This window comes from Vibrio sp. 1-1(7), from assembly GCF_013048485.1.
GTDB classification, from domain to species: Bacteria; Pseudomonadota; Gammaproteobacteria; order Enterobacterales; family Vibrionaceae; genus Vibrio; species Vibrio fujianensis.
Genome location: NZ_VHSP01000001.1, coordinates 1,346,164 through 1,361,826, shown reverse-complemented (window position 1 = coordinate 1,361,826; position 15,663 = coordinate 1,346,164). Strand labels below are relative to the sequence as shown.

The 15,663-nt window shown below is 44.0% G+C and carries 14 protein-coding genes; 11 read left to right on the top strand and 3 right to left on the bottom strand.

Translation table 11 applies throughout. From position 1 onward, the window contains the following. Positions 1-5: 5 nt before the first annotated feature. From fliH to FKN05_RS06220, 6 genes are all read left to right on the top strand, one after another. Complete coding sequence (fliH, locus tag FKN05_RS06245; protein ID WP_170887249.1) at positions 6-734, top strand: flagellar assembly protein FliH; 729 nt, start codon at positions 6-8, stop codon at positions 732-734. Beyond that, a complete protein-coding gene (locus FKN05_RS06240; protein WP_170887116.1) occupies positions 727-2,094 on the top strand; it encodes a FliI/YscN family ATPase in 1,368 nt (455 codons plus the stop codon). The genes fliH and FKN05_RS06240 overlap by 8 nt, the downstream gene beginning before the upstream one ends. Further along, entirely contained in the window at positions 2,084-2,524 is a 441-nt protein-coding gene (fliJ, locus tag FKN05_RS06235; protein WP_170887248.1) for a flagellar export protein FliJ, read from the top strand. Before FKN05_RS06240 ends, fliJ begins: the two co-directional genes overlap by 11 nt. Positions 2,525-2,902: 378 nt before the next feature. After that, on the top strand, positions 2,903-5,398 hold the full coding sequence (locus FKN05_RS06230; protein WP_524540896.1) for a DUF2339 domain-containing protein: 2,496 nt from the start codon (positions 2,903-2,905) through the stop codon (positions 5,396-5,398). A gap of 127 nt (positions 5,399-5,525) precedes the next feature. After that, positions 5,526-6,974: a chitinase gene (locus FKN05_RS06225; RefSeq protein WP_170887114.1), complete on the top strand. Its 1,449-nt coding sequence runs from the start codon at positions 5,526-5,528 to the stop codon at positions 6,972-6,974. 318 nt (positions 6,975-7,292) lie between these two features. Then, on the top strand, positions 7,293-7,889 hold the full coding sequence (locus FKN05_RS06220) for an acetate uptake transporter (RefSeq protein ID WP_161428541.1): 597 nt from the start codon (positions 7,293-7,295) through the stop codon (positions 7,887-7,889). A 72-nt stretch (positions 7,890-7,961) separates the two neighbouring features. Here the strand turns inward: FKN05_RS06220 and FKN05_RS06215 are convergent, their stop codons facing one another. The 3 genes from FKN05_RS06215 to FKN05_RS06205 are packed head-to-tail and all read right to left on the bottom strand — an operon-like array spanning position 7,962 to position 10,318. After that, positions 7,962-9,092, bottom strand: coding sequence for a M20 family metallopeptidase (locus FKN05_RS06215; RefSeq protein WP_170887113.1), 1,131 nt, complete (start codon positions 9,090-9,092; stop codon positions 7,962-7,964). 9 nt (positions 9,093-9,101) lie between these two features. Further along, on the bottom strand, positions 9,102-9,587 hold the full coding sequence (locus FKN05_RS06210; protein ID WP_161428543.1) for a YjiG family protein: 486 nt from the start codon (positions 9,585-9,587) through the stop codon (positions 9,102-9,104). 2 nt (positions 9,588-9,589) lie between these two features. After that, on the bottom strand, positions 9,590-10,318 hold the full coding sequence (locus FKN05_RS06205; protein WP_170887112.1) for a nucleoside recognition domain-containing protein: 729 nt from the start codon (positions 10,316-10,318) through the stop codon (positions 9,590-9,592). Between the two features lie 389 nt (positions 10,319-10,707). Between FKN05_RS06205 and FKN05_RS06200 the strand changes: the two genes are divergently transcribed. The 5 genes from FKN05_RS06200 (at position 10,708) to FKN05_RS06180 (ending at position 15,615) form a co-directional block, all read left to right on the top strand. Next, positions 10,708-11,031 (top strand): DOPA 4,5-dioxygenase family protein, encoded by a 324-nt coding sequence (locus FKN05_RS06200; protein ID WP_099612040.1) that lies wholly within the window; start codon positions 10,708-10,710, stop codon positions 11,029-11,031. A gap of 535 nt (positions 11,032-11,566) precedes the next feature. Then, a complete protein-coding gene (locus FKN05_RS06195) occupies positions 11,567-12,067 on the top strand; it encodes a CBS domain-containing protein (RefSeq protein WP_099611960.1) in 501 nt (166 codons plus the stop codon). Between the two features lie 18 nt (positions 12,068-12,085). Continuing rightward, a complete protein-coding gene (gene mgtE, locus FKN05_RS06190; protein ID WP_170887111.1) occupies positions 12,086-13,456 on the top strand; it encodes a magnesium transporter in 1,371 nt (456 codons plus the stop codon). Between the two features lie 108 nt (positions 13,457-13,564). Further along, positions 13,565-13,975 carry a VF530 family protein gene (locus tag FKN05_RS06185; RefSeq protein ID WP_170887110.1) on the top strand — a complete coding sequence of 137 codons (411 nt, stop codon included), beginning with the start codon at positions 13,565-13,567 and terminating at the stop codon, positions 13,973-13,975. A 155-nt stretch (positions 13,976-14,130) separates the two neighbouring features. After that, the gene (locus tag FKN05_RS06180; protein WP_170887109.1) at positions 14,131-15,615 is read left to right on the top strand and encodes an AGE family epimerase/isomerase; all 1,485 of its coding nucleotides are present in this window, start codon (positions 14,131-14,133) and stop codon (positions 15,613-15,615) included. The last annotated feature ends 48 nt before the right edge of the window (positions 15,616-15,663 follow it).

Below are 15,663 nucleotides of genomic sequence, written 5' to 3'. Positions count from 1 at the left end.
AAAAAATGCGCTTATCCCCAGCGGCTTATCGTCGTCATCGGTTTCCACCTTTAGCGCAAGCGAATACGATTGATGAGCGATTGAGTCTAGAGAGTGAACAGCCAACGTCGCCAATTGACTTACAGCAACGTTTAGAAGCGGGCTTTCAGCAAGGAATGGAGCAAGGCCATGAAGAGGGATTTCGTCAGGGATTAGACCAAGGCGTTCAGCAAGGAGTGCTTGAAGGACAGAAAGAAGGTTTCCAAAAAGGATTTGTTTCCGGTGAACAAGCAGGAAAAAAAATGTTCACAGAGGCGGTTCAACCGGTTCATGAGTTATATAAAGCATTATCGCGTTGGCAAGTCGAAAAAGAACAACAACAGCGCCATGTTATTTGTCAGTTGGTACAAAAGGTAGCCCAGCAAGTGATTCGTGCTGAGTTAACTTTGATGCCGCAGCAAATTCTAGCCTTAGTCGATGAGACGTTAGACGCGATGCCGGGTAAACATGAGACCGTGACGGTTTATCTTAACCCGCAAGATTTAGAACGTATTACTCAGATTAATACGGAGCTAGCAGCAAGCTGGAAGCTGGTTGCTAAACCGGAGTTGCCAGTGGGAGGGTGTCATCTAGTGACTGAGGATGCAGAAGCCGATGCCAGTTGCCATTCTCGCCTAGAAGATTGTATGGATAATATCAAGCAACATCTTTTAGACGAAGTGGTGCTTCCGCAGGCAGACGTTGTTAATGAGTAATCCTGCATTTCGAGATTTGTTAAATGAGCGAATGAGTGAGGCCATTGCCTCGCTGGATTCAGTGCCTATTGCTCGAGTTACCGGTCGACTAGTCAAAGTGAGCGGTTTAATGCTGCAAGCTGTTGGTTGCCGTTTTAAGTTGGAACAGCGTTGTTTGGTTGAGACTGATGAAGGCGATATGATCGAAGCTCAGGTAGTAGGGTTTGACCATACCGTTGCTTATTTGATGCCGATTCGCCGTTTAGGCGGCTTATTTGCGGGAGCGAAAGTGATTCCGCTTGATGGCGATAGTACCGTGCAATTAAGTAGTCAATGGCTCGGCCGTGTCGTCAATGGCCTTGGTGAAGCGTTGGATGACGGGCCTGCATTAAAAGGCGGTGAGCGAGTCTCTCTTGAACCCAAGCCAATTAACCCATTAAAACGCCGCTCAGTCGATACCCCTCTTAATGTTGGGGTCAGGGCGATCAATGGGTTGCTAACAGTGGGAAAAGGTCAACGAATTGGCCTGATGGCTGGTAGTGGCGTGGGAAAAAGCGTTTTAATGGGAATGATCACGCAAAATACCGAGGCGGATGTTATCGTTGTCGGCTTAATTGGTGAGCGGGGCAGAGAAGTCAGGGAGTTTGTTGAACGTAACTTTACCCCAGAAACGCGTCGAAAAGCGATTGTTATTGCCGCCCCTGCTGATGAATCACCGTTAATGCGATTACGTGCCACTTTATTATGCCATCGTGTGGCGGAATATTTCCGCGATCAAGGCAAGGATGTACTACTGTTGATGGATTCATTAACTCGTTACGCCATGGCTCAGCGTGAAATTGCTTTATCGCTAGGTGAACCACCGGCATCAAGAGGATATCCACCGTCAGTTTTTGGCATGCTTCCACAATTACTTGAGAGAGCGGGCAATAGCGATAATCTACATGGCAGCATGACGGCAATTTACACGGTGTTAGCCGAAGGGGATGATCAGCAAGATCCGGTGGTGGATTCTGCTCGCGCTATCCTTGATGGGCACATTGTCTTGTCACGTCAGCTCGCCGAACAAGGGCACTATCCTGCAATTGACATCAATGCTTCAATCAGTCGCTGTATGACTGCGTGCACGCAAGATACCCACAATACCATTGCTAATCAATTCAGGTTGCTTTATTCAAATTACCTGCAAGTAAAAGAATTACTGCCATTAGGGGGGTATCAACCAGGGCAAGATCCTGAACTGGATCGCTCGGTAGCGATTTACCCTCAGTTAAGAAACTACTTACAACAAGCCGCGAATGAATCGGTCGACTATTCGACTAGCTTGACTCAGCTTGCTCAGTTATTTCAATCACAGTCGGTGATAAATGATGGAAGCTAAGCTAAAAGCTGTTGGTAAATTGCAATTGATGGAAGAAAAACAGCGTGATCGGATCGGGGTAGTACTTGATGAGACTCGGCAACGGCACGCTCATTTACAGACCCAACTCGAAAAATTGTCTGCGCTGAAGCATGATTCCAGTCAATCAGCATTGATGACGCCAAGATTAAATAGCACGACATTGATGAATTTAAATCGAGTTGATCAAATGCTCCAAAAATTGCTCTTGCACCATGAACATGAACAAGCAGTGATTGAAGCACAGTGCTCGTCGATGCAAAAACAGCTAGCCCATAAGCATGCTCGAGTTCAAGGGCTAGAAAAAGTCCTTGATCGCTGGCGAGCGAAGCAGCGTTATGAAAAAGCGAAGAAAGAGCAAAAACTGATAGAAGATATCATCAATTCGCGTTTGAAGAGAAAAACACCATAGTCAAGTGACAGTGAATGATGCCATCATCTCTTCGCGGTGTCGTTTATCATCAATGGAAATGGCCCTAGCGGGAATTTATACATACGGTTGCATTGTTTGTCTGTTGATATAATATTCATACATCAACAATGCCTGTTCCTAAATGCAAGCTAAGGGATCGACAATCACATAGGGAGAAAACGCTTGGTTATTACATTAATTGCACTTGCTGCATTGCTGTATGGATTTTATGCCACGAGGCGACTATCCAAATTAGAACTTCGGCTTTCTTTGCTTGAACGTCAATTACGGTTGCTGCATAGCCAATTGTTTAATCCAACTGAGCGTACTCAAGCCTCGCCCGATCCTGCAGAGTCTGTTGCTGATGCTCAACCTAGTATGCCATCCGCTCGTGTTGATAACGCTCCTTCGCCAAGCGATTGTTCAAACTATGAACAAGAGACGGTCATTGAAAAACAGCCTGCGTTATCTGAGACAAGATCAACAGAACGTGTATCTGTCTCGAGTTTAGTTACCCATGAGAAAAGCTGGCTTGAAAAACAAGCCGGTCGTTTTGTTGCGAATTTTAGAGAGCATTGGCTCGTTTGGATTGGTGCACTTGCTATGTTGGTTGGCAGTGGTTATCTGGTGCAGGTGATTGGCAGTCAGATTGAGTTTTCTCCATTGATGAGAGTTCTGTTGGCTGCGGCTCTTTCTCTGACGGTTATTTTTGCTGGCGAATGGTTTCATCGTCGAGAGCAAACAGTGCAAACGCGTGCGATGCGCTGGAAAGAGTTTACCTACGTTCCCGCCGCCGTTACTGCGACGGGATTAATGGGCGTGTACTGTACCGTTATTTTTGCTTTTATTCTTTACCAAATGCTGAGCCCCGGCCTTTCTCTGCTGATTCTTGCCGTTGCTGCGCTAACTAGCTTGGCATTGTCTATGCGCCAAGGGCCTTTAATGGCAGTGCTGGGGTTGATCGGCGGGTATTCAGCACCACTGTGGATCAATAGTAGTGAGCCTAATTATTTTCTTTTAGCCGGTTACATTGCATTCATTTCTATCGCTGCCACATTATTAATGCAATTTATGCGTAAAGCGTGGTTAGCACCAAGTATTGCGTTACCTCATATGGTATGGATGGTAATGATGATTGCGTGGATACCACAACAACTGCTTTTCTCCTGGCTTATCCTTTACCTTTCTTTGACGCTCTATCTTATTTTTCTTGTCCCGAGAATGGGGTGGTTGCTTCATCCTCGCTATCGTCATTGCCAAAGGCGTTGGTCTCACTCGCCTGTTTTTATTTCCGTTGCGATGACCTTGATGGTGCTGCAATCGGTCACCAAAATCGATCAATTGACGCTATTACACATTTTTTATTTTTACGGACTCTTGATGGCGGTCATTTGTCTACCAGCCCTACGTAAAACGTGGTCATTACGAGTGTTTCTCCCAACAATAATTGCCGGTGCTGTGGCTGTTTTTGCTCTTACGCTGGTATGTGATGCGCTTTATCCATTACAGTGGCAATCGGTGATTTGGTCGGTTTTCGCCCTTTGTATAGTGTTGATTGGTCTACGTTTGTTTAGTCAGGCTCGGCATGATAGTTCAGCGTTTACAACTCGAACATTACTAATATTAGTACCACTTATCAGCCTGATTAGTCTGGTTTATTTAGATGTATTTATTCCTGATTATGCTTGGTCTTGGACTGTTTTTTCGCTGTGCATTGCTGGAGGATATTATCTGCTAGCTCGACGTTTTCATTCATTAAGCGAGCATTGCTCTGGTATCGTGCATGGAATGGTTGTTGGTTGTTTATGGGTGTGGCTGAATGACATTGAGTTGACCATGGCCATTGCGGTTCAGATCCTAGTGATGACGATGCAGATCCAGCATCGAATTTTCTCACCTGCTAGCTGGATAGTGAAGGTTGCAATGAGTGTATTAGTGCTCCGCTTGACGTTGTTACCTTTTGTTCCCGCGTGGCAACCAGCGGCAAACGCTAATTGGCTTTGGGGTGTCGTTAGTTATTTCCCGGCATTATTTATCCTGATATATGCCCGCACTCGATTAAAAATAATTAACACAGAACTGTCTAACTGGTTTGAAGGTGCCTGTTTGCATCTGCTACTAATGGCACTGTTTACCCAAACCCATTATGCGCTTACTGGACAATATGGTTATTGGGGGGCGATTGATTTTACCTCAGCAATTATTTTCGCCAATCAGGCGTTAGTGATGGGTTTAATATACAGTTATCGGAGCCAGTTTGCGCAAAAACTGACGCCAATTTATCAAGGATATAGTTACTTACTATGGGGCGTTTTCGCTGGCTTGATGCTATTACTCAATACCTTTGAATCTCCACTTTGGGTCAACCATGTATCGGCTCAAGCGCTGCCAATTGTCAACATATTGACTTTAGGTTGGCTATTACCAGCCTCGATTCTCGCCGTCGTGGTAGCTAAACGCTGGCCAACTTTAGCGATTCAACGTCAGTGGCTTGCTATTACGAGCGCAATATTGGCTGCACTTTGGTTGGGGATGTCGATACGCCAATTCTGGCAGTCTACATCAATGACATTATGGCAACCGACCGGGATGGCCGAATTATTCAGCTATTCAATGGCCGGTTTATTGGTCGGTGGTGTATTGACTTGGTATGCGGCGACTCGTCATGTCCCTATTTTGCAACGGGTTGGTGTCGCGATATTGGCTGGCGTCGCGCTAAAAGTCTTTTTATGGGATGTCAGCTCGCTTAATGGCTTTTGGCGTGCGGTGAGCTTTTTAGGTTTGGGTGCATCGTTAATTGCGCTCGGTTGGTTGTTTCAAAAGCTTAACCGATCATTAATCTCGACTACTGAGGCGCAGAGTTTGAAACCTTAAGCCGTGTCAGTGATTAAGAGGTGTCTCGCATTTGGATAAATAATTTACATTGATTCATCAATCATCATTAGTTCAATACTATGCTCAGTGAGGATGATTTTGTTGTAATGTGATGAAGGATGTGAAGATGTTTAAAAGAAAAACGGTTGCATGGTTGTGCGGGGTCGGCGCGTTCCCCGTTTGTGCTGCAATGAATATCCAACCTGATCCTGAAACGCCAGATGGTTATCTTATCGCTCGTTCTGATTTGCAAGCGGTCGAAAAAGAAAAAACAGCGAATCCGATGTATGCCATATGGGCAAATGCTTTAGCAACTCGGCCCAACTCAGTCGTCGAGGCGATTGAACCGGGCCAAGCGACAAACCCCGACAACGTGCAACGTGTGGAACGGGTTTTTCCTGAACATGAGTGGAATTTTCTCACTCATATGGCCGCTCCTGAATACACCTATACCCGATTTTTAAGAGCCATTGGCAAGTTTCCCGCTTTTTGTGGTGATTACAGCGATGGACGTGATGCCGATGCGATTTGTAAAAAGTCGCTGATCACGGCTTTTGCGCATTTTGCCCAAGAAACGGGGGGCCATATTGCGAAAGACAATATTTCCGATAATCCACTTGGATTGGAAGAGTGGCAGCAAGCGCTTGTCCATGTTCGGGAAATGGGCTGGTCGGAAGGACAACTCGGTTATACCACCGGGTGTGGGCAAAATGATTGGCAAAATCGCAAATGGCCTTGTGGTGATGGACAAGGTTATTTTGGTCGTGGAGCCAAGCAACTTTCTTACCATTTTAACTACGGCGCATTTTCTGAAGTGATGTTTGATGGGGATGCTTCTGTACTACTAAATAATCCCGGATTAGTCGCCGACTCTTGGCTTAATCTTGCTTCAGCAATTTGGTTTTTCTTAACGCCGCAAGCGCCTAAACCGGCAATGTTACATGTTATTGATAGGACGTGGGTTCCTTCTCAGCGTGAATTAGACGCAGGTATTGGTTATGGATTTGGCACCACCATCAATGTGATTAATGGTGGTATCGAGTGTGGTGAACAAAATAAAAACAAAGGCCAGCCCGTTAATCGGATCCGTTATTGGGAAGGTTTGGCTGAACACTATCAGATCCCAATTGAAGCGGATGAGCAGAATACTTGCTGGCAACAAACGCCTTATGGCAGCTTAAACTTAAATGGCGCAACGGATGTATTATATACCAATTGGGATGGTAACTGGCGCTATTATCCAGACCGTCCTGGTGGTTATTCATTTGAATGTAACTTAGTTGGATTTCAGACGGCATACTCAGCATTAGTTGAAGGGGATTATGAAAAGTGCGTAACTAATTTGTATCAGTCACACGCCAGCTGGCCTAAGGTACGTGTGGTTGATGAATTAACGCCAACAGAGCCAGAACAGCCGAGTGAACCACCGATTGATGGTGTTGAGGTATGGCAAGCGAATAAGATTTACTATGCCGGGGATCAAGTTACCTATGAAGGCGCGATTTATCAGGTGAAATGGTGGTCACAAGGAAATCTTCCCTCTCAAGGAGACCCATGGTTTTTAGTTCAATCTTAAGCGATTGATACTTTTAGCCAATCCCTTCGGGCTGTGTTTGTGGCCCCTTTCTACCGCGCTCAGGTAGAGTCACGACATTTTAAAGACTCTACCTTGTATAAAGATTCTACCTTGTATAAAGACACCACAAACTGCTGCAAACATCAGCTCGAAAGCTAAGAAATCGGGCTGAAATTTCTTCTATCTTCTACGTTATTCTTCTATATAATTCGGCCTGCTTTTGGGAATCTAATTTTTCAATAATGAGTTTTTCTTTTTCATGACTTGTTCAATAGAATCCGCGCGCTTTTTTATTAACATTTTTGTAAGGTAATTTGCATGTCTACTCAATTAGCTAACCCAGCACCACTAGGTTTGATGGGGTTCGGTATGACAACCATTCTGCTCAATATCCATAATGCAGGGTTCTTTCCGATTGATTCGATGATTTTAGCCATGGGTATTTTTTACGGCGGTCTTAGCCAAGTCATTGTTGGCATCATGTGTTTTAAACGAGGTGATACCTTCGGCACGACGGCCTTTACTTCTTATGGTCTGTTCTGGCTCACGCTGGTGGGGCTGATTGTTATGCCCTATATGGGATTACCTGCCAGCTCGGCCTACTCTATGGGCTGGTATTTACTTTTATGGGGGATCTTCACTGGCTTTATGTTTATTGGTTCACTCTGTTACCCTGTTGCGAAACAAGTGGTGTTTGGTTCTTTAACGATTTTGTTTGCCTTACTCGCGATTCGTGATTTCACGGGCAGTGAATTCATTGGTGTGATTGCCGGTTTTGAAGGGATTTTCTGTGGTGCAAGTGCGATTTATTTTGCTATGGCACAAGTGATTAACCATGAGTATGGACGCACTATTTTACCGATTGGTGCTAAGAAAAAAGAGGTAGCGCCGGTGACGCAAAAGGTCGCCGCTTAATAATGGTCAACGAAAAGGGAAACGACGAGGTTTCCCTTTTGACGATGGATGAGTAGATGGTTGAGGTGATTTTTATTTTACATCAGCTAATTTTTCTAGTACTCGGATAAGCAATTGAATACGTGGCTCAATAGAGTCTAATTGCAAATATTCTTTCTCACTGTGGAACCCTGCACCGACGGGGCCAAAACCGTCTAATGTTGGAATACCTAAAATAGCGGTTGCATTGGCATCGGAACCGCCTCCAACTGCTTGCCAGTTTACCTCGATGCCGATTTCTTGGCCTGCCTGCTCGACTATTTGCATTAGTGATTCGGTTTGAGGGCTTGGAACCATCGATGGCTTATAGGCTTCACGTTGCAAGTTAATGGTCACGCCATCAATAAAAGGCGTCGTTAACCATTGATGGAGTTGTTGATCCAATGCGCTATATTCGTCATTGTCCCAAAAACGGACATCGATGATTGCCTGAGCTTTTTCTGGAACGATATTGGCTCCAGCCCCTCCGGAAACCATACCGACATTCAGGGTCGTACCTGATTCAAAGTTGGTTAAACGATTGGCAGCTAAAATCCAGTGTGCCATTTCTGTAATGGCACTGCGCCCTTTTTCTGGTTCATTACCTGCGTGTGCTGCGAGGCCGGTAAATTCAAGTTTATAACGAGCCATTCCTTTACGTGCTTTAACTAAGCTACCATCGGCACGAGCGGCTTCAGCAACTAAAACATGGCGTGATTTTTTAGCCACTTGTTGTAACCATTGACTGGAATATAACGATCCGATCTCCTCATCTGGATTCATACAGATACAAATCGATAATTTGTCTAAAACGGCAGGATTAAGATGACGCATTGCAAAAACAATATTAAGTAGGCCCGATTTCATATCAGATACGCCTGGACCGTAAGCTTTATGCTGATCGATGGTCATCGGGCGTTGACTAGCGGTTCCCGGTGCAAAAACAGTATCCATGTGGCCAATCAACATCACATCAATATTATCGTTCTGCGGTTGATTACGAATCTCTAAACCGATACCAGCTTTATCACAGTCAACCTGGGTGACTTGCCAGCCGGGCAGTGCTAGAAACTTAGCTTCAAATTGTTCGGCGATATATTTGATACCATCAAGCGTATAAGTACCACAGTCTACATTGATGAGTGGACGTAATTCATCTAAATATTCTGCTAATGAGAATGACATAATTGACTCCTAAACCAATAAATTCATAACTAACATTGCACCGAAGGCATTCAAAATAGAGATAATGATCATAATTGGAATGTAGCGACCTTCTGTACCAATAGCCCCCATAATTCGGCCAATGTATTGAACTTGTGAGCCCATTAAATAAATAGCAGGCGCGAGTATCGCGATATGTTCACCGGTTAAAATACCTTGGTCAAAAAGCGTTATCACCACGCCGACAGCACCCCCCATGGACATCCAAGCGCCAATCAAGACAGCCGCTGCTTCACCGGGTAAACCAAATAGTGCCATGATGGGTGAGAATAAAACGCCAATAAGGTCAAGAGCCCCCGTTATCTGTAATGCTTTGATAATGACAAAAGCCATCAGCACATTGGGGACGGTTGAGGTTGTTGCAATGACCCAACCTTTTTTGGCTCCCTCAACAAATACATCGGTTACCATAGGTTTTTTTGTCGAAGGGGATGAAGTTTTTGCTGGGTTGCTCATGGTTAAACCCTCCCTTTGGGGGGATGAGTGGCTGTGGGAGGTGTATCTTTTCCTTCTGTTAGATTTAAATAAATACGGAAAATATTGGCACCAATAATTTTAAAAATAAACATGACGGCAATGGCTAAACCAATAGACGAGGTCACGGCTAAGGAACCATCAGCGAGCGTTAGGGTAAAAAGAACGGCTCCAGATGAAAAGAAATTAACGATAGTGGCTCCTGCCGTAAACTGAAACATAGTAAATATATCGGTTTCTCTTTTGCTAATATGTCCTTCATCTTTTAGTTTACGTGTCATTGCTGCCCCCGCATCGGTACTTTGCAAAGAAGCAATGAGCGCTAAACCAGTATTGCCTGGAATATTCATGAGTGGGCGTAGAAGAGGCGTTAATAATTTTCGAGCGGCATCAAGAGCGCCGTATTGTTCAAGAACATTGATCATCCCCAAAGCAAACATCACGGTAGGAATGAGTGAAAGAGCAAAGATGAATCCATCTCGAGCACCACTCCCACCATGACCACGAAAAGAGGTGGTAGCGGTTTGCACTCCATCGGCAGTTTCACTCACGCTATAGGCGACTTTGCCGAATGAACCGTTCAGTGTGGTGAAGTCAAATACACCATACCATTGATTGGATTGCAGCAATCCGGAAAAAAACATCACCGCAAATGCTAAGGCGAGATAACTGGCCCAAGTTACTTTTCTTTCAGGTGCAATAGGATTTGTCATAGTAAAGCCCTATATCAGTAAAGACAGTATTCATCTTCTCTTGTCTTGGTGCTTATAAGGATGATCCGTGTCAATGGAATGAATGAATGGCGGTTTGGCTTATTATTGGTTTTAAGTTTTGTGATTACTATCAAATATAAAATATTCCACTTATATTCTGCGTGATTTACCTTGCTTTTATAAAGCAAGGTTGGTAACAACCTCAATGAGATAAATGAAAATGCATGAGTATCAATTTAACCTAAGGGGAGGGTGACGAATCAGTTTGAGATATTACGCTGTGAGTCATTCAAAAAAATTGATTGAGTTGAACATGAAACAGAGGATGGGTAATGAAAAATGTCCGGTACAATTGTGGCAAGATATAAAGGAGAGGATGAAAAATGATGATGTATCACGCCCATGTTTATTTTGATTTACCTCAGCAGCCATTAGCGGATGCTTTGCAGCACAGAATCATGACCGAATGTAGTGACAAGATTCGCGCAATGTTTCCATTGGTTCCTCGTTTAGTCGGGCCGCACCGCAAGCCGATGTTTGAAATTCACTTCACGGAACAGCAAAAATCCTTGATTGATTGGCTGGATAAGGCTCGCGGCGATCTAAGTGTGTTGATCCATCCAGTTTCAGGGGATGATGCTTACGATCATAGTGCAACACAAGTTCGATGGTTAGGAACTATACTCGGTGTTAACTTAGATAAACTTGGTTAATTCGTTTAAAGGTGTTATCTGCATAAGGATGCTATTGATTGAACCGCGAGGGGATAAAAAATTGGTAGGCTCGCTTAATTTTAGGTTGACTTTCAACCAGTTGAGCAATACCATTTCGCACGCTTAAACACGGTAGATGACATCATTTAGTATCACACTTTTCCGTTAATCTACCTATTCCAGTTAATTTTTCGAGGTACAACAGAAACCTATGGACTCGTCGAGTAGTCGAATATCACAGTATGGTCTTTTCGATGGTTCGAAAACACCAACGGTTTCTTATTAACCTGCCGCTAAATTTTTAGCTTATGTCAGGTAATAAAAATCTTGGCAAAGCGAACTCTTCTTTTTCTTCCATCGTTAATTCCATACGTTAATACTTTGCGTTAAAGCATATATGCCTAACGTAACCTATGACTGATGCTCATATTTTGAGCCGACACGTCGTTACCAAAACAAGAATATAAGCGATTCAAACTTCGCTTATTTGGTTATTGGGTTTCTTTGTCCTGAGCTCAACTCAGGAGAAACAAAAATGACAACATTTCGTCTTAACCGTATTTCTCAGGTTAAAAAAGCACGTACACCAGTGCAACATGCAGTACAAAGCCATATAAAAAGGGAGTTTTTTGGGGTGAGTATTGATTTAACGGTTGGCGAAGTTATCGCCATGTTGAAAGGCTGTACATCGTTTTTATCAACGTTACATGTGGTGGTGCTAATAAACAGTAATAGCGAATATCAAGGCCTTGTTTCAATGAAAAGCCTATTGTTTGCCGAACCAACGGAACCTGTTTCATCTTTATGCCAAGGCGTACATCATTACACTTTTGCCTTAGATGAAGATTATCCTGCTGCATTAAAGCTACGTCAAAGTCGTTGGCCAGTGTTGCCTGTGTTGGATAGCCGACACCGTGTGGTGGGCATGTTAGATATATCGGCTGCACGTACGATTATTCACCGTCAAGCAGAATTTAATACACCGACGGTGTTACAACCATCAGGCTGGAAGCGATTGGTTCGTTTCTGGAACTAATCGTATGAGGATTTTTCGATGCAAACCACAATCATGACTCAAGCCTTGATGGCACTTTATTTCAGTCAAAATCAACAAGATATACAGCAGTTTATTCAGCAGCATCCTTTAGCGGATTGCGCAGAGGCTTTTACTCAATTATTAACTGAGCAAAAACTCACCAGCAAACAGGTTGGTCAATTATTACTATTGCTACCTTTAGAAAAACAAGCAGCCTTATTCGGCTATTTTTCTTTGGGATGGCAAGAAAAGCTAGCGGAACAATTCGAGGCGCAAGAGCTAGCGCAACTCACTGAATTAATGCCTCACGATGAGCGAGCGGATTTACTGACCCAATTAGAGCCAGAATTTCAGCACCAAGTGCTGCAACAAATGGATGATGAAGATCGGCGAGATATTGAACGGTTAGTTTCGTACCCTGAAGATTGTGTCGGGGCTGTCATGACCTCTGACTTTGCCACGCTCACTGCTCAGCAAACCGTAGAAGAAGCCATTAATCAACTGCGGAAAATTGCCAGTGAACGGGAAACCATTTATCAAGCGTATGTGGTTGATGAACAAATGCGTTTGCAAGGTACGGTATCATTGCGAGATTTGGTTATCTCAGAGCCGAGTTTAACCGTCGCAGAAATCATGACGCAAGTGCTGATCTTTGTCCGAGTCGATGAAGCGCAGAATGTGGCTGCCCAGGCGATCAGTAAGTATGACTTACTCGCGTTACCTGTGTTAGATCATCAAAATCGTATGGTCGGTATTGTGACCTATGATGATGCGATGGACGTGGCGGAAGAAGAAGCGGATCGACATATTCATAAGTCAGCAGCTGTTGATTTTGCTGGTAATTTAAAAGAAGCCTCGGTTGGATTAATGTACCGTAAGCGGGTTTTTTGGTTGGTGTTACTGGTCTTTGGTAACTTGTTCTCTGGTGCAGGTATCGCCTACTTTGAAGATACCATTCAAGCTTATGTCGCGCTGGTTTTCTTCTTACCCCTGTTGATTGGTAGTAGTGGTAATGCGGGGGCACAATCGGCAACCTTGATGGTTCGAGCGATTGCCACCGGTGAAGTGATTGGTAAAGACTGGGCTAAAATGCTGGCGAAAGAGCTATTTATCGCCGGTTTACTCGGTATCACGATGGCGATTGCGGTCTCGCTACTTGGCTTATGGCGCGGCGGCCCTCAAATTGCTCTTGTGGTGGCGTTAACCATGCAAATCGTGGTGGTGGTTGGTTCATTGGTGGGGATGTCATTGCCGTTTATTCTCAGTAAACTTAAGTTTGATCCAGCGTCTGCCAGTGCGCCACTGGTCACCACCATTGCCGATGCGGTCGGGGTTATCATCTATTTCACGGTCGCGACCAGTATTCTCGATTTTCCAGTTAATGCTTAAACATGAGTAAGGCCGCGGAATCATTTGAGAGAGAATAGCAATAGGGAAAGTCGCTCAACTCTGCTAGAATTCCGCGCCTTGTTACCTTCATATAAGGCCATCATAATAATGACAGATCAAGAACGAATTGAGTTACAACAAAATAATCCGCTCCACGGTCTTAAGTTAGACATATTATTGCAAGAGTTGGTCGATTATTATGGTTGGGATATCTTAGACGCCGCTATGCGGTTTAATTGTTTTCATACCAATCCATCGATAGCGAGTAGCGTTAAATATCTAAAGAAAACCGATTGGGCAAGAGAGAAGCTAGAGAACTTTTATCTATATCGATTTAAACGTATGCCAAGGGCTTCTGCTGAAGAGTATGATCTATCTCCTCGGGCTCGAACATTTCCTCATGGCCTTCAACCGAAACAACCCATGGCGTTGACGGTTGATTCAATTTTAAAATCACAAGCCAAAGCAGCATCATCGCATAAAGAACGAGCGGCACGAGAACGCCATTTACGCCGTTGATGACTAATAAATTGAGTCATTAGGTAAATAAAAAGCCCAATGTGTTAATTCATATTGGGCTTTTTATTTTGCTCGTCAAACAACTGTGATTTCCTCAACGAAATGTGCAACGCCTCTTTTGTATAGTCTTTCACTCATTTATGTAAAGGACGGTTATGATGAAGAAATATTGTCCAATTGGGGTTGTGGCTCTAAGTGGTGCGTTATTGTGTGCGGGGCTCAATGCTCAATCACTTTCGCCGCATGATTTTCCTGACGGAAAAACCTGGCTGGAACATGCTCAACAAGGGCTCGCTCCCTATTGGATGATGCCAAGCGCTCAAGGCATCCCAATGGGAAACTTTCCCACCTTTCGATGTGATAATGGGCAAATTTTAGATGTCACTAAAGTATGCCAAGAGCTAAATAAAAATTGGATTACACCCTATTTTGGTCGTGAGTATACACGGATGAAATCTCGGCAGACGTATGCTTATGGTGTGCTTTATCACTTAACTGGTGATCCCCATGCTTTACAATTAGCTAAGGCAGGTACTGAATATTTAATGAATCAATTGCAAGATAAAGAGCATGGCGGCTTTATCAGCTTTACTGAGCATGGTCAGGCGGGCTTAGAATGGCAACAACGAACCTCGCAAGATCAAGCATATGCTCTGGTAGGGCTTGCCATGTATTATTATTTAACGCGTGATCCAGAGGTTGAAAAAGTACTTATTAACCAACAGCGTTTTATTTTTGATAACTATCGGCTTGATGATGGCAAAGGGTTAGCTTGGGTACTTAAGGATGGTGATGGTGAAAGTACTAAACAGCGTGAATTAGTTGCGCAACTCGATCAAATTAATGGTTATTTATTGTTGGTTGCTCCTCTGCTCCCAGAGCCCCATAAAAGCCGTTGGCTGGCCGATTTATCTTGGTTAACCGATACGATGTTAAAGCAATACTATGCCCCACAAGAACAACGCTTTTATGGGGCGATTCATCATCCAGCGGTGATGGATCAGCAAGCGAAACATAATGATTTTGGACACACGATTAAAGCGTATTGGATGACTTACCTGACCGGCGAACTATTACAGCGACAAGATTGGCAAAAACTCGCCAAGCAAGGTATGCAACATATCATTGAACAAGCACAATATGTTCCCAATTACGCGGATATTAAAGGGTTTGTTCCAGAAATGACGCAAGAGCAGTGGCAAGCCAGTTCGATCAAAGCATGGCGTAATCGACCATTCAGTTATGGTATCTCTTCTTGGGAATGGGCTGAACTTGATCAAGCGGCAATGACCCTTTCATTACTTGAAGATCAAGTTAAGCCGGTATTACAGTCAACAGCTAAAGCCTTTATGCAGGTTTGGGTTGATGATCAATATGGTGGGGTTGGATTAAATCCGAAATCAACCAAGGCGTTTCACTGGGGCAATGGATACCATCAGTTTGAACACGCTCTTGTAGGCTATTTAACCGCGCAACAGCTTAACCAACGCCCTGCGAGGCTGTATTTTGCGATCGATGATCCTCAGTCGTATCAACTTTCGCCCTATTATTTTCAAGGGCAGATAAAAAGTCAGCAGCGATTAACTACGGTGAATGGATTGCCTCGCTGGCAAGTTGAGTTTACTGCGATCAAACCGTAATCGGCTCCCTTAACGGTTTAATCACTAATACCAGTATTAATATTAACC

Coding starts and splice junctions, on each gene's coding strand:
- fliH (WP_170887249.1), top strand. CDS start 6: ATGCGCTTATCCCCAGCGGCTTATCGTCGTCATCGGTTTCCACCTTTA.
- FKN05_RS06240 (WP_170887116.1), top strand. CDS start 727: ATGAGTAATCCTGCATTTCGAGATTTGTTAAATGAGCGAATGAGTGAG.
- fliJ (WP_170887248.1), top strand. CDS start 2,084: ATGGAAGCTAAGCTAAAAGCTGTTGGTAAATTGCAATTGATGGAAGAA.
- FKN05_RS06230 (WP_524540896.1), top strand. CDS start 2,903: ATGCCATCCGCTCGTGTTGATAACGCTCCTTCGCCAAGCGATTGTTCA.
- FKN05_RS06225 (WP_170887114.1), top strand. CDS start 5,526: ATGTTTAAAAGAAAAACGGTTGCATGGTTGTGCGGGGTCGGCGCGTTC.
- FKN05_RS06220 (WP_161428541.1), top strand. CDS start 7,293: ATGTCTACTCAATTAGCTAACCCAGCACCACTAGGTTTGATGGGGTTC.
- FKN05_RS06215 (WP_170887113.1), bottom strand. CDS start 9,092: ATGTCATTCTCATTAGCAGAATATTTAGATGAATTACGTCCACTCATC.
- FKN05_RS06210 (WP_161428543.1), bottom strand. CDS start 9,587: ATGAGCAACCCAGCAAAAACTTCATCCCCTTCGACAAAAAAACCTATG.
- FKN05_RS06205 (WP_170887112.1), bottom strand. CDS start 10,318: ATGACAAATCCTATTGCACCTGAAAGAAAAGTAACTTGGGCCAGTTAT.
- FKN05_RS06200 (WP_099612040.1), top strand. CDS start 10,708: ATGTATCACGCCCATGTTTATTTTGATTTACCTCAGCAGCCATTAGCG.
- FKN05_RS06195 (WP_099611960.1), top strand. CDS start 11,567: ATGACAACATTTCGTCTTAACCGTATTTCTCAGGTTAAAAAAGCACGT.
- mgtE (WP_170887111.1), top strand. CDS start 12,086: ATGCAAACCACAATCATGACTCAAGCCTTGATGGCACTTTATTTCAGT.
- FKN05_RS06185 (WP_170887110.1), top strand. CDS start 13,565: ATGACAGATCAAGAACGAATTGAGTTACAACAAAATAATCCGCTCCAC.
- FKN05_RS06180 (WP_170887109.1), top strand. CDS start 14,131: ATGATGAAGAAATATTGTCCAATTGGGGTTGTGGCTCTAAGTGGTGCG.